A 13,653-nucleotide genomic window follows, 5' to 3' on the forward strand; every position below is an offset into this window, starting at 1 on the left:
GGGCTCCCAGATAACCTGGGTGCTGAGTCTCTATTTCTCCACGACTTTGATCCTCCTCTTTTTTGCGTTCCAATGCTACTACCTGCGCTTCTGTTAGAATCAAGCCGTCTTGTGCAACCTTTGTGTTGGCTTCCCCGAATTTGGGCCAGTTAATTTAGAGATAATGAAATGATTGTTATCTTTAAATTTTATAACGCATGAGAAAGAAGTTTTCAGAAAGCCAGGTTGTGGCAGCGATTAAGAAACAGGAAAGTGGCATCCCCACCAAAGAAGTTAGCCGTGAATTAGGCATTAGCGAAGCAACGTTTTACAATTGGAAAGCGAAATACGGAGGCATGTAAGCCAGTGATGTAGGCAAGATGCGGGATTTGGAAAAGGAAAATGCCGAGGTGAAGAAAATGTTTGCTGAGATGAGTCTTGAGAATCGGGCCTTGAAAAATCTGATAGAAAAAAAGCTTTAACGCCCCAGGAGAAACGGGAAGCTGTTAAATACCTGACAACAGATGAACAGCTGAGTAACCGTAAGGCGTGTAAATTGATTGGAATTTCCCGAACTACCTGTTAGTATAGCCATAAAGCCAAAGATGATACCGCGGTGCAGGATGCTTTAACAGATTTGACAGATAAGCATGCAGCCATAGGATTTTGGCAATGTTGTTATCGGTTGTGGAATAAAGGTTATAGCTGGAATCATAAAAGAATTTACCGGATCTATACATCCATGAAGTTAAATATCAGGCGTCGTGCAAAGAAGCGGCTACCAGAAAGGGTGAAGCAGCCTTTAACAGTACCCGAGGCCTCTAACCAGGTTTTGAGTATTGACTTTATGAGTGATAGTTTATCAGATGGGAGGAAATACCGGTTACTGAACATAATAGACGATTTTAACCGTGAATCATTAGCTATTGAGGTTGACACCTCGTTGCCTGCTCTCAGAGTAATAAGAGCCTTAAAAAGCATAATATCCAGGCGGGGTAAACCTGCTAATATCAGAACTGACAATGGGCCAGAATTTATTAGTCACCGGTTACAGCAGTGGTGTGAAGAGAACAGAATTACACTACAATATATACAACCAGGCAGGCCCATGCAAAATGCATACATAGAAAGGAAAAACGGAAGTATGAGAAGAGAATTACTCAATGCCTATATTTTTCATCGTTTATCTGAAGTAAGGGAAATGTGTGAAATGTGGCGCCTGGATTATAACACAGAGAGACCGCATAAATCATTGGGATATCTTTCCCCTGTGGTGTTTGCAAAAACGAAATTGTCTTGCAATACAAAATGAATTTAGCCTCTAAATTTAGTGGCACTAAATAAGGGGAAGCTTACACTTCAGGAGGTGGTTATGGGTTTTATTCTACTGGTGTAGATGTTGAAAGTGGTCTTCCTGTTGAGAATAGATATCAAGGGGATGATGAGTTTGTAGGGCAAGTATCTGCTTAGAGCTGCTAAGGGATGGCCGATTAGAGAGTATTATAGGTCTGCAGTAGATCCATCGGGAAATATGCAAGGAGGGGCCGCGCCGCGGCTTTTGGATCGTAAGAACCAACCTATAAAACTGAATTGGATGCCTGCGGGTTGGTGATTTTAAAATAAGCCAATGATGAAGAAATTAATATTTTGCATAGGATTAATACTATTGGGAATGTCATGTAAAGTCCCAATAGGAGGCCGTGATAATAGTTTGATGAAACAGGTGTACCAAAATCAAAAGTCTTATTATGATGATATAAAAATCAGTGATAAGAAAGACTATACAAGTATTATCAATTTTGGGAGTAAAGGTAGGGAAGAACTATATAAGAAAAACGGGATACAGCTATCAGGATTACAGGATTGTATTGTATTGGAAGGATTTAATCCTGTCTGGGGAAATTATCGTGGATTACTTATAAGTAATAAGGGGAGTTATGTTTATAGAAATAATGCAACAGGGAAATGGGATATGGAGTTAATCAATATTGATAGTGGTGATATTGAGAAAAGGGCAGGGATTGCAAGGGATGTTATAGATAAAGTGAGATTATGGGATACTTTGTATATCAATAATCAAAGGAAGCAGTTAGGGGCTTATATGACGGACGGGTTTGTTTTTATGGCAACGAGGGTCCAGTATATTGATAGACATAATACGAAAATCGAAACTATAGCGTTTAATGAATTTGTACATTAAATAGTTTTATGTTTTAAACAAAGCCGCAAGCACAATCAATGTTTGCTGCTTTGTTGTTTGTATGTTTAATCTTTATGCCTTCAGTTTTTTAGCAGTAGTAGTGAGCTGTGCTTCTTTAAGGAATGCATCCACCACACGCAGAATTGTCTTTTACAGAAATAGGGTTACACAGGGTCTTGTCCGGGTTTTAGCTTAAAATGTATAAAAAATGAAGAAATCATCAAACCGGAATTTGGTTATTATTCAGAAGCTGATAAGCATCTCATCGTTCTTATCATTGGAATGAAGCTCTTGATGAAGCGGAAGAGTGAGTGGGCATGGTGTAGATAACGCGCATGGTTCAATGCTTCATTTGCAGGTTCATGACGAAAGAGGCTCTATTATTAGGATTAATTTTGAGAATTAGATTACTATGAAAAAATTTAGTTTGCCCATTTATAATAGATTAAAGAATGGCGATCCTATTATACTTGAGCTTACACCTTCATTAAATATGAATAGAAGATGGATGGGGATTTATTCTTATAAAGAATATCCAGTTCAGGAAGATCTACCTAATCATAAATATTCTATTTATGATTTTGAAGTGAGTATAGATAAACTGGAGGAATATTTTGGTCCCAACGATATAACTAATAGTAAAAGATATTATGTAAATAATGGATATGATTTGTTTTTGAAACTGAATGAATTGAATGCGGACCCATCATTATTTACTTATCCTTGGAAATGTGATTATCCTTTATAATTAAAGACACTGGCGCCAGGAGTACAACAATTTTCGCCCTCATAGTTCGCTTAATAACTTAACACCGAATGAGATCGTTGAAAGACATAAAAAGACCCAAAATCTCTAATTTACCGTGTTGAGGATTGGGGGACAAGCTCAGCTATTGGATGCAACAAATAATCCAATAGTTCCAACATGGGTGCCTGTTGGTTGGTAAAAGAAAATAATCATGAAATCATCTAGTATCATTCTGCTTGTTATTTTTTTTCGTCTTGTGCAACAGTAAGTAGCACTAGAGAAGTTAAGTTTAAATATTATAAAGGGGTAATAAGTCACAAACTTATTATGCGAGTCCCCAAGGATTTTAAATTGGTCAAAATTTATACAGGTGGCGAAGGCGAAGAATATAATTATTGGTATTCAGATTCTTCATTGATTTATATCTCAGATGCAAAAGGCAATGCATCTTTTAACGAACAATTAATCCGACAGCAAGAAGGTGCCTACAGTAGAAAATTTATGTCAGATAGTATTATGCTAAAGGGTACGAATAAAAAGGGGAATTATTGGAAAGAGATAAAATACAAAGGACTGCTTTATGGATATTCTAATGTACCCCCAGATAAAAGAGAACTTTATGATAATGTGATGTTATCAGCGAAATTTAAATAACAAAAGGCCCGAACTGGGGCATGATCCTCAATCAGTTTTAACTATTTTTGATAAAAGGGTGAGAATCTAATTATTAATCTGATTCCCCGATTTTTAAATTTACACACTATTGAAATAGTCCCTTTTAATTCATAAAACAGAAGCCGTTGGTATGACCAGCAGCTTCTGTTTTATGAATTAAAAGCTTTTTTAGCTTTAGTATTTTGAATGATGTTAGCAATAAGGCAATACTTTCTCTTGGTATCCTCGTTGAGCTTCTCAATCTCCTGGATATGTTGCAGTGTTTTTATCAAAATGAGGGTCCCCCCACTAGATAATCCAGTGATACCCCCAGTGTGTCAGATTAAATTGTATTTAATAAATTATTACATCCTAATAAAAAAATGATAACTTTTTCTATAAAGAAAAGAAGAAGGCTTCTTAATAGCACAACACTAAATCAAATATTAATACTCTTCTTTTTCTGTCATGCAATACTCATCTTTGTATTTGGTAGGTGGTTCCTTCAGCATGTTGTAATTGTTCAAGTGTGCATATTGGCCTTATGTAAAAGAATTTGATCAAAAAGAGAACGAGGTAAACGAAAGAATATTTATTCTGGATACAGGTTTCGATGTCAATCGCAAATTTTCAAGAAGAAGAGGGAAATGGGGTTCTTACTTACTACTCTCTTTTGGACTTGTAGCAGGTCTTATTTTAAGTTTGTGGATAGCAAGATAATGCTTGAGAATATGGAATCAGAATATAAATTTACTTTTTAATCTTTTTTGTGTCGAATGTAGAAAGAACTGTAGCCTACTATGATAAGTCATTGGGATGCATAAAAAATCCGCCCCGCGTTGTTTCCTCTCGGCAGGGCGGAGTAGTAGACCTTAAAATTGATTGACCCGGCATTTGCCGGCCTTTCCTCTTTACGGCCATTCTATCAACCTATATGCGAACTAAAAAACGTTAGCTACTAGCAGCAGCTAGTAGCTAACTACTATAATTGGTCTTTTTTGTTTTTATAAGCACCGTAGAAAATAATTGGGAATACCAGCAACGTGAGTACTGTAGCGGTGATTAATCCTCCAATTACTACAATGGCCAGTGGCTTCTGTGTTTCAGAGCCGATACCGTGGGAGATAGCAGCCGGAATCAGACCTATGGCAGCCATCAAGGCGGTCATTACCACGGGACGGATACGGCTTTGTACACCCAGCTTAATGGATTCGTTGAGTGATAGTTGGGCCTCAAGATTCTTATGGAATACCGATATCAGTATCACCCCATTTTGTATACAGATACCAAAGAGGGCGATGAAGCCTACGCCGGCAGAGATGCCGAAGTTCATGTTGGTAGCATGTAAGGCCAGGATACCGCCGATCAGCGCGAAAGGTACGTTCATTAATACCAGGCCGGCATCTTTAACGCTACCCAGCATAATGAATAATATCATAAAGATGGCAATGATACTGATAGGCACTACTTGTCCTAAACGTTGGGTTGCGCGCACCTGGTTTTCAAATTCACCGGTCCAGCCAATGCTGTAGCCTTTAGGCAGCTTGATTGCTTTGTTGATCTTGGCCTGTGCTTCTGCAATGGTGCTACCCAGGTCGCGGTCGCGTACGGAGAACTTCACCCCGATGAAGCGTTTGTTGCTGTCGCGGTAAATGAAGGCCGGGCCAGTAATGGTTTTAATTTCGGCAATCTCTTTCAGTGGTATTTTATTATTGTTGATGGTAGGTACCATCAGGTTAGCCAGGTCATCTTCCGTTTTGCGGTAGTTTTCGTCATAGCGGATACGGATATCGAATTTCTTTTCACCTTCGTACAACTGGGTGGCTGTTTTACCGCCGATGGCCATTTCGATTACTGCCTGGGCGTCGCCGGTAGATACGCCGTATTGGGCCATTTTATTGTCGTCCAGGTTGATGCTCATTTCCGGTTGACCGATATTACGGATTACACCCAGGTCTTTGATGCCCTGTACTGTTTTCAGTTGGGTCATTACCTGTTGGGATAAGGCTTCCAGTTTCACCAGGTCGTCTCCGAATACTTTTACGCCATTGGCGGCTTTAAAGCCGGCTACGGCCTCAGAAACGTTGTCGCTGATAGGTTGGGAGAAGTTCAGGATAATGCCTGGGTATTTCCGTAGGCGTTGCTCCATCTGGGAGATCAGTTCATCCTGGGTGATTTTCCGTTTCCATTCGGCTTTTGGCGCCAGGTCTACCTGGTATTGTATGAAGTAGAAGCCGTTCGGGTCGGTACCGTCGTTAGAGCGGCCTACCTGCGATAATACTCTTTTTACTTCCGGAAAGCCGCCCAGATCCTCACGGACGTTATGCGCCATTTTGGTGCTTTCGGTGAGCGACATACTCATCGGCAGTTCTGTAGTTACCCACAGGGAGCCTTCATTCAGCTGTGGAAGGAACTCTGTTCCCAGGAACTTAGCAGAGAAGAAGGTACACACCATAAAGGCCAGGGCCAGTGTAAGGCTTAAACGTTTGTTCCGGTAGGTCCAGCTGAAGCCTCTCATGACTATGCGGTCAAAGAAATTAACCAGCACATTATGTTTCTCTTTCACATTTCTGTTGAGCAGGATAGAGCACAGCACTGGCACCAGGGTGAGGGTGAACAGGAGGGCGCCCAATAAGGCAAAACCTAATGTCCAGGCCAGTGGGGAGAACATCTTGCCTTCTACTTTTTGGAAAGAGAAGATAGGTACCAGGGAGATGATGATAATAAGTTTGGAGAAGAAGATGGCTTTTGCCAGGTCGCCACCGGTTTGCTTGATCCAGCCGAGTTTAGCCATCTTATTAAACCGCTCCATGCCGAGTTTATGGGCCCGGTGGTCGAGCATTACGAAAATGCCTTCTACCATCACCACGGCCCCATCTATGATGATCCCGAAGTCGATAGCGCCCATAGACAGGAGGTTGGCGCTCATGCCTTTCAACCGTAAGCACATAAAGGCAAACAGCAGTGCCAGCGGGATAATGATAGATACGATCACCGTGGTACGCCAATCGGCCATGAACAGGAATACGATTACGGTTACGAAGATGATACCTTCTACAAGATTATGCATTACTGTATGGGTACAGAACTCCATCAGGTTGTCACGGTCGTAGAAGGTTTCCATTTTAACATCATCCGGCAGAACGGTTTCATTGAGTTCCTTGAGCTTTTCTTTTAAACGGACCAGTACCTCGGTGGGGTTTTCGCCTTTTCGCATTACCACAATTCCTTCTACCAGGTCATCTTCCGGGCCAATGCCTACCTGGCCTACGCGTGGGGCAGAGGCTTCGTGTACGTTGGCCAGGTCTTTTACCAGCAAGGGAACACCGTTGATGCTTTGTACGATGATGTTATTGATATCCTGTATGCTGTTAAGCAAACCGATACCGCGCACTACGTAGGCTTGCCCGTTCTTTTCGATAACGTCGCCGCCTACGTTTACGTTACTTTTGGTAATAGCCTGGTATAGCTCCAGCGGAGTGATATCGTATTTGGCGAGTCTTACCGGGTCGGCAGAGATCTCATAGATCTTTTCCTGGCCACCGAAAGCCACTACGTCGGCTACGCCGGGTACGCTGCGGATCTGACGGTCTATCACCCAGTTCTGCCAGGTCAGCAGATCACGGGAGTCGCGTTTAGGGCTTTTCAGGTAATAACGGAAAATTTCGCCGGTAGGACCGTAGGGAGGCTGTACCTCCGGATCGGCGCCTTCGGGGAGGCTTACACCGGCCAGCATATTGTTTACCTGTTGCCGGGCAAAGAAATCCTCTACGTCGTCGTCGAACATAATCTTTACTACCGATAAGCCGAACATGGTCACCGAACGCACGCTGGTTTTCTTTTGTACGGCGTTCATCGACACTTCTATAGGGAGCGTTACAAAACGCTCTACTTCCTGCGCGCTGCGGCCGTTCCACTTGGTCACAATAACGATCTGCGTGTTGGTGACATCGGGAAACGCTTCGATCGGGGTGTGGAGGAAAGAAAATATGCCGGCAGCAACCAGCGTAGCCACACTGATAAAGACAAATACTTTATTTCTCAGTGAAAAGGCTACAATATTTCTGATGAATTTATTCATAACTCCTGTTCTTTAGAATGCCACTCTGGTCCTTAATCCTATGATGCTTACCGGTCCGCGGTCCTTGTTGTAGGCAGGATGCAGCACAAACTGGTAGTCAGGGCTTAAAGCAATATGTAGCCTGGTGATATTACATTGATAGAAAACTTCTGCTATCATTTCTGGAGCATAGTTCAACTGGCCGTCGCCGATCATGAATCCAACACCGCCTGCAGCAAGGTAGTCGCGGTGTTCTTTAGATAGGCCGTTTACCACAAACGCAACGCCTGCATTATCTTGCGGGCGGCGCCAGCTTTGGCCGTTTTGCAGCCATCCGGCGCTTATGGTATGGTCTATCTCGGTATAGGCCCAGGTTTCATTTTGACCGTCGTTCCAGGATGCTTTCAGGAAAGCGCCCCCGCTGTTGGTCAGTTCCTGGTCCATGTTGATGCCGAAACCGTATTTAGTGCGCCCATTCCTTCTTACAGAGGTGATATCCGGTGTGCCGGTGTCCTGCGCTGCTGATATGGCTTGTTTGTAGTTCCCCATGGGGGCTTCATTGATAAAAGCCATTAACCGTACATTCCCTTCGTGTTGTTGAATGGTATGCGTATGGGTAACTTCCACAATTTCGCCGTTTGAGCGGCCATAGTCGAAGTTCAGCCTAGGGCCATTGGCTTCCAGTGGCTCCAGCGAAGTGGCTGCCTGTACCTGCCAGTTGTCTTTCCGGTACTGGATAGTCAGCGCCATAGTATAGCCACGCACGTCGGCAGGGTAATCCCAGGCGGCGTTGCTCATCAGTGCCCAGTTGAGGAACTGGGTACGGGGATCGTGGCTATAAACGTTCTGATCAAAGAAATCGGCCAGGCAGTACTTTCCGCCAATGAATCGCAGGTAATGTGTAGGCGTGGTGCCGGCCACATTGTTCAGATCATCGCTGTCAACTTCTGTTTTGGAGGTTAGCGGCAACGTATACATGCCATAAGCGCGGGCCAGGTAAATTTTCGGTTTGGGATCGCCCACCCGGAAAGTTTCCCCGTTAGGGAAACCCGCAATGCCGGTGGCATGGCTGAGACCTTCACCACCAGCGAGTTCCGGGTTGATATATAGTTCGAAGTTTTTCCATGGACGGATACCTGCGTAGATAGTACTCGTAATGGAAGTGGCTGCTTTTTCATGTGTAAGGAAACTGTTTATCCCGGAATATTTCGCGTGGAAATCCGGGTGCCCCTGCACAACCAATGTTTGCTGGAAATGGAAAGTATAGGGGATAATGCTATCCGCCAACTTTTTATCCTGCGCCATTAGACTGGTGCTGCTCAAGGTTAGTATTCCTATTGAAAATAGTTGCTTCAATTTCCCTGACTTAGTCTTTAAGAGCATCGTAAATGAGCAATTGGTTTTTCGAGATCACTTCCTCATCGGCTTTCAACCCGGATGAAAGATAAGTAATATCTCCGGCTGTTTTAGCTACTTCCACCTGACGTACGGTAATATTGAACTTGTCTTTAAATACCAGGACATAATTTTTGCTGTTGTCGAAAATGATAGCGGCAGAAGGAACAGCGATTTTCTCGTCGTTATCTTTATATTTTACGTATACAGTCGCAAACATTTCAGGTTTCAGCAGCATGCTCTTATTGTCGATGCTGATCCTGACCTGCATAGTTTTAGTGGTAGGGTCGAGGAAGTTATAGATCTTGTCGATCTTGCCATGGAAAGGTTGATCAGGATAACTTACGGTAACCACATTGGCTTCATATCCTTCTTTGATACGGGAAATGTCTGTTTCAAAGACATTAGCCATTACCCATACGTCATCCAGTTCTGAAATGGTAAAGATGTTGGCGCTGTTATCCGTTCTAATCTCCATATTATTGTTGATGTTCTTCTCAATAATATAACCGGAAATAGGAGCGGTTACCAGGTAGGTAGCACCTTTACCTTTACGGTAAATGGTGAACAGGTCGTTGAGACGGGTGATTTCGGCTTCAGATTTCTGTAGTTCTCCTTTGGCATTCACTACATCTTTGTCGGTGGCCAGGCGGCTGTCATACAGGTCCTGCGCAACTTTCAGGTTTTTGTCTGCCACATTGCGGTCGGATTTGGCCTGGGCCAGTTGTTTTTCGTAGTCGGCAATTTCGGCACTATGTATTACAGCCAGTACCTGGCCTTTTTGCACATAGTCGCCGAGTTGTACTTTAATGTCTTCTACATAACCACTTACCAGCGGGTATACTTTTAATACTTTACCACCGTTCGGGTTTACTTTTCCGGAGAGGCGGAGTTCATTCATCACCGGTTCCAGATGCGCGGTATCTATGCGTATATTCTTTAGCATGGTATCGCTGAGAACAAAGGTGGTTTTCTCCGTGTCTTCTGCCTGGCTGTGTTTGCAACTGCTCCATAAGATGGTTGCCAGCAGCGAAAAGCCAATAATGAGAATAGGCTGTTTCATGTGCTTAATTTTTAAATAATTCTTGTCCTGTTGCATAGTTGAGTTCTTCGTAGGCGTTTACCCGGTTGGATAAAAACTTGTTAATATTTTTGGCGTTATCGCTATAACTGTTGAAATAGTCAATGAACTGCAGCAAGGAGATATTTCCTTTGCTGAAATTCTTGGCCACTTCGGCTATCAGCGTATCAAATTCGCCCTGGAACTGGTGCAGGTCAAATGTTTTATAACGCTTTTCCAATGATACAATGCGCTGGTATGCATTCAGTACTTCAGATTCCGCGATGGATTTCTGTTGCAGGAGTTGCTGTTGTTCCGCACCAATCTGTAATTGCGCCGATTTAATATTGCCCTGGTTACGGTTCCACACGGGGAGGTCAATACCCAGTGTAAGGCCTACGTAATTGGGTATATAACTGCCTTGTTTGTCGTAGGCGGCGCCTACATGCAGATCGGGTACGGCCAGTGATTTCTGTAGCCGGTAGTTTAATTGGGCCTGTTGATATTGTATATCTGCGATCCTGATATCGGGGCGGTTTTGTACCACGCTGTCCAATAGTGACTGGATCTGTATCCTGTCTAAAGTATATGAAGCCAGATCGGCAGATTGCAGGCGGGCCTCATAAAAATCCCGGCTGTGTAATAACTGTTGCAGGTTCTTCTGGGATTCCAGTTCCGCTTGTTTCAGGTCGGCGAAGTCGTTTTCCAAACCTACCTGCAGGGCCTGAAGCCTCACGAGATCTGCATGGGCAACGCTACCTTTCTTATCAGCAGTTACATAGGCATCTACAATGGTTTGCAGATTGCCCAGCTGCTCTTTCAGCACTTTTTCTGTTTGTTGTTGATAATAGACGTTGTAGAAATTTTCTCTCAACTGTAAACGGAGTGTGCGTACCAGCTCATCGAAGTTAGCTTCGCTCATTTTGGCTGCTGCAGCGGCTAACTGGATGGTTTTATTCCTTTTGCCGGCCAATTGTATCAACTGGTCTATACTGTATTGTGTTTCACCACCGGAGCCTACGTCAAATGGCTTTAACCTATCCAGGCTCCCAAATCCCAGCTCAGTGCTAAAGGAAGGGTTACTCCACATTTTTGCCTGCCGTATCAGGGCCTTTTGGGCATTTACCTGGTAACGTTGCGCGAGCAATAAATAGTTTTTTACAAGGAAAGAGTCTTCTACCGCCTGTAAGGTAATGGATTGGGTAGAAGTTTGCGCCTGTGAAGGTTGAATATAGCCCAGGCCAGAGATACATGCTGTTAAGAACAGCATCCTGATAGTTCGCATAATGCCAAATTTCATGACACAAAGCTCACGAAGCTCAATTAAAGGCGCCTTTAAGGAAGATTAAAATGGCCTTAAAATGAGGAGGACATGTTAAGAATAACATTACAACCAGGATGTTATATTACGAATTGTTAAGATCAGAGGTGCGGAAGCATTACGGTAAACGTAGTGCCTTCTCCGTTAGTGGAGTTAACGGTAATATGTCCATTATGTATTTGCACTATTTTTTTACAAATAGATAAACCTAAGCCATGGCCACGGATTTGCAGTGCATTCTGACCGCGGTAAAAGGGCTCGAAAATCTTATTGATTTCATCCGGAGGAATACCAATACCGGTATCCTTTATCTGGATCATAATATACTTCGTGAAGAAATCAATAGACACATGTGCGGTATTGTTTTCTGAAAACTTGCATGCATTATCTATCAGGTTCAGGAAAAGCACTTTTAACAGGTTCTCATTCCCATAGCAGGTTACCAGTAGGTCGTTGTCTGGTACCTTGATGAAATGGATCTCTACTTTGCTGTTGGTTTTCTGTTTCAACCGTATCAGTGTGGTCATCTCCATCAACAGTTCATCTATACGCACGTTGCTCAGCACAAATTCCTGCTGCTGCATCTCTGACTGGGCCAGTTGCAACAGGCCGTTAGATAAGTCGGAAAGGTTTTCGGCATCTTCCAGTAAAGAGGTGAGGAGCGCCAGGTATTCTTCGCGGCTACGGTCTTTAGACAATGTTACCTGCAATTGGCTGATAATAGCTGCCAATGGGGTACGCAATTCGTGTGAGGCATTGCTTACGAAGCTTTTCTGTAAGTGAAAAGACTCGCTCAAACGCTGCAACATAGTGTTGAAGTTGGCACCCAGCTTGGCGATTTCATCTTTGCCTTTTACGGCTACCTGGGTATCTTGCAAGTTGTTGGCATTGATACTGTCTACCTGCTGTACCAGCTGATCGATAGGCTGCACCATCTTTCTGGCAAAGAAATATCCTACGCCTACCAATACCACTATGGCAGTGAGCAGCTCCAGTAATAGAATTTGCCGTAGGTTCTGTAGGTTTTGGAAGCCGTATTTATCAAACGAGGAAACAATCACGATAACGGATACATTTTCCTCTGTATAATATACGCCTACTACTTCTCCGCTGCCCTTATCATAGCTATACTGTTTATTTTCCTTGATATAGTTCAGCAGGCTGGGGTGGGTGCGGATCGTGGTGTCTTTCAGGTTGCTGTACAACAGGTCGTAACCAGGATTGTATACCAGGATTGTTTCCTTGTACAGGTCCTGAAAAGTAGTCCGGTCCAGTTTGCGCAACAGATCTACTTTTACATGCCCATCTTCAATGATCACATTGGCAATGGACCGCGCACGGTATTCCAGTCTTTCCAGGTATTCTGCCTTGCGTGATTTTGCTGAAAAATAATAAGCCAGCACAGCAAACGCAATCAGCATGAGGATGGCCGAAATGGAATAGTAAAGCGCTATTTTATATTTGATCTTCAATGAAGGGGAAAGGCTTTAGTCTTCAGAGAGGTAATAACCCATACCTGTTTTGGTATGTAGTAGTTTCTGTTCAAAATCCTTGTCTATTTTTTTTCGGAGAAAGTTCATGTACACTTCAATTACGTTGGTGCCGGTATCGAAGTCAATATCCCACACTTTTTCCGCAATAGTAAGTTTAGAGATCACTTTGCCTTTGTGCATAGCGAGGAACTCCAGTAATTGGTATTCTTTGGCGGTAAGGGCAATCTTTTTACCTCCCCGTGTTACGTCTTTTTTCTCCCGGTCTATTTCCAAGTCTGCAATGCTGATCTTATACTGGGTGCCGTGTGTGGCCTCAGAACCGGCCCTTTTGAGGAATACGCGGATACGTGCCAGCAGCTCCCGGAAATCAAAAGGTTTTACCAGATAATCATCTGCGCCCAGCTCAAAAGCCTGCATTTTATCTTCCATACCTCCCAGGGCGGTGAGCATAATAACGGGTACGCGGTTATTTTTATGACGGATCACTTCACAGAGCTCATAACCATTGCTGTGAGGTAAGTTAAGGTCCAGGATCACCAGGTCGTAGTTATTACTGGTGGCCAATCCTTTACCCATCCGGCCATCGTAGGCCACATCTACATCAAAACCGTTTTCCTCCAAACCTTTCTTAACGGCATTGGCTACTTTTACTTCGTCTTCAACAACCAGTATTTTCTGCATATAGGAGAACGGATTTAGTATGCTTACCTGGTGTGGATGCTTAGCATCCACACCAGGTAAGC

9 protein-coding genes and 3 pseudogenes are annotated in these 13,653 nt (G+C 43.4%); 5 read left to right on the forward strand and 7 right to left on the reverse strand.

Annotated elements, in window-relative coordinates; translation table 11 throughout:
- A pseudogene (locus tag ACDQ55_RS20740) lies at positions 1 to 121 on the reverse strand (IS481 family transposase); the annotation flags it as partial.
- A 76-nt stretch (positions 122 to 197) separates the two neighbouring features.
- Here ACDQ55_RS20740 and ACDQ55_RS20745 point away from each other — a divergent pair.
- The 5 genes and pseudogenes from ACDQ55_RS20745 to ACDQ55_RS20765 all read left to right on the forward strand — a co-directional run bounded on the left by ACDQ55_RS20745 (position 198) and on the right by ACDQ55_RS20765 (position 3,581).
- Positions 198 to 1,291, forward strand: a pseudogene (locus ACDQ55_RS20745) (IS3 family transposase).
- A 315-nt stretch (positions 1,292 to 1,606) separates the two neighbouring features.
- Positions 1,607 to 2,179, forward strand: a complete 573-nt coding sequence (locus ACDQ55_RS20750; protein WP_420983560.1) for a hypothetical protein — start codon at positions 1,607 to 1,609, stop codon at positions 2,177 to 2,179.
- Between the two features lie 412 nt (positions 2,180 to 2,591).
- Positions 2,592 to 2,927 carry a hypothetical protein gene (locus ACDQ55_RS20755; protein ID WP_420983561.1) on the forward strand — a complete coding sequence of 112 codons (336 nt, stop codon included), beginning with the start codon at positions 2,592 to 2,594 and terminating at the stop codon, positions 2,925 to 2,927.
- A gap of 10 nt (positions 2,928 to 2,937) precedes the next feature.
- Positions 2,938 to 3,036: pseudogene (locus ACDQ55_RS20760) on the forward strand (integrase core domain-containing protein); the annotation flags it as partial.
- 218 nt (positions 3,037 to 3,254) lie between these two features.
- A complete protein-coding gene (locus ACDQ55_RS20765) occupies positions 3,255 to 3,581 on the forward strand; it encodes a hypothetical protein (RefSeq protein ID WP_420983562.1) in 327 nt (108 codons plus the stop codon).
- A 982-nt stretch (positions 3,582 to 4,563) separates the two neighbouring features.
- On the opposite strand, the gene ACDQ55_RS20770 is transcribed toward ACDQ55_RS20765, so the two are convergent.
- The 6 genes from ACDQ55_RS20770 to ACDQ55_RS20795 all read right to left on the reverse strand — a co-directional run bounded on the left by ACDQ55_RS20770 (position 4,564) and on the right by ACDQ55_RS20795 (position 13,591).
- On the reverse strand, positions 4,564 to 7,662 hold the full coding sequence (locus tag ACDQ55_RS20770) for an efflux RND transporter permease subunit (protein WP_420983563.1): 3,099 nt from the start codon (positions 7,660 to 7,662) through the stop codon (positions 4,564 to 4,566).
- Positions 7,663 to 7,674: 12 nt separating this feature from the next.
- Positions 7,675 to 8,964: a carbohydrate porin gene (locus ACDQ55_RS20775; protein ID WP_420983564.1), complete on the reverse strand. Its 1,290-nt coding sequence runs from the start codon at positions 8,962 to 8,964 to the stop codon at positions 7,675 to 7,677.
- A gap of 43 nt (positions 8,965 to 9,007) precedes the next feature.
- Positions 9,008 to 10,099, reverse strand: coding sequence for an efflux RND transporter periplasmic adaptor subunit (locus tag ACDQ55_RS20780; protein WP_420983565.1), 1,092 nt, complete (start codon positions 10,097 to 10,099; stop codon positions 9,008 to 9,010).
- A gap of 4 nt (positions 10,100 to 10,103) precedes the next feature.
- Positions 10,104 to 11,381, reverse strand: a complete 1,278-nt coding sequence (locus ACDQ55_RS20785) for a TolC family protein (protein WP_420983566.1) — start codon at positions 11,379 to 11,381, stop codon at positions 10,104 to 10,106.
- Positions 11,382 to 11,518: 137 nt separating this feature from the next.
- Positions 11,519 to 12,889, reverse strand: coding sequence for a HAMP domain-containing sensor histidine kinase (locus ACDQ55_RS20790; RefSeq protein ID WP_420983567.1), 1,371 nt, complete (start codon positions 12,887 to 12,889; stop codon positions 11,519 to 11,521).
- A 15-nt stretch (positions 12,890 to 12,904) separates the two neighbouring features.
- A complete protein-coding gene (locus ACDQ55_RS20795) occupies positions 12,905 to 13,591 on the reverse strand; it encodes a response regulator (RefSeq protein WP_420983568.1) in 687 nt (228 codons plus the stop codon).
- Between the last annotated feature and the right edge of the window lie 62 nt (positions 13,592 to 13,653).

Origin of the sequence: Chitinophaga sp. 30R24 (genome assembly GCF_049056765.1) — a bacterium.
Classification (GTDB): domain Bacteria; phylum Bacteroidota; class Bacteroidia; order Chitinophagales; family Chitinophagaceae; genus Chitinophaga.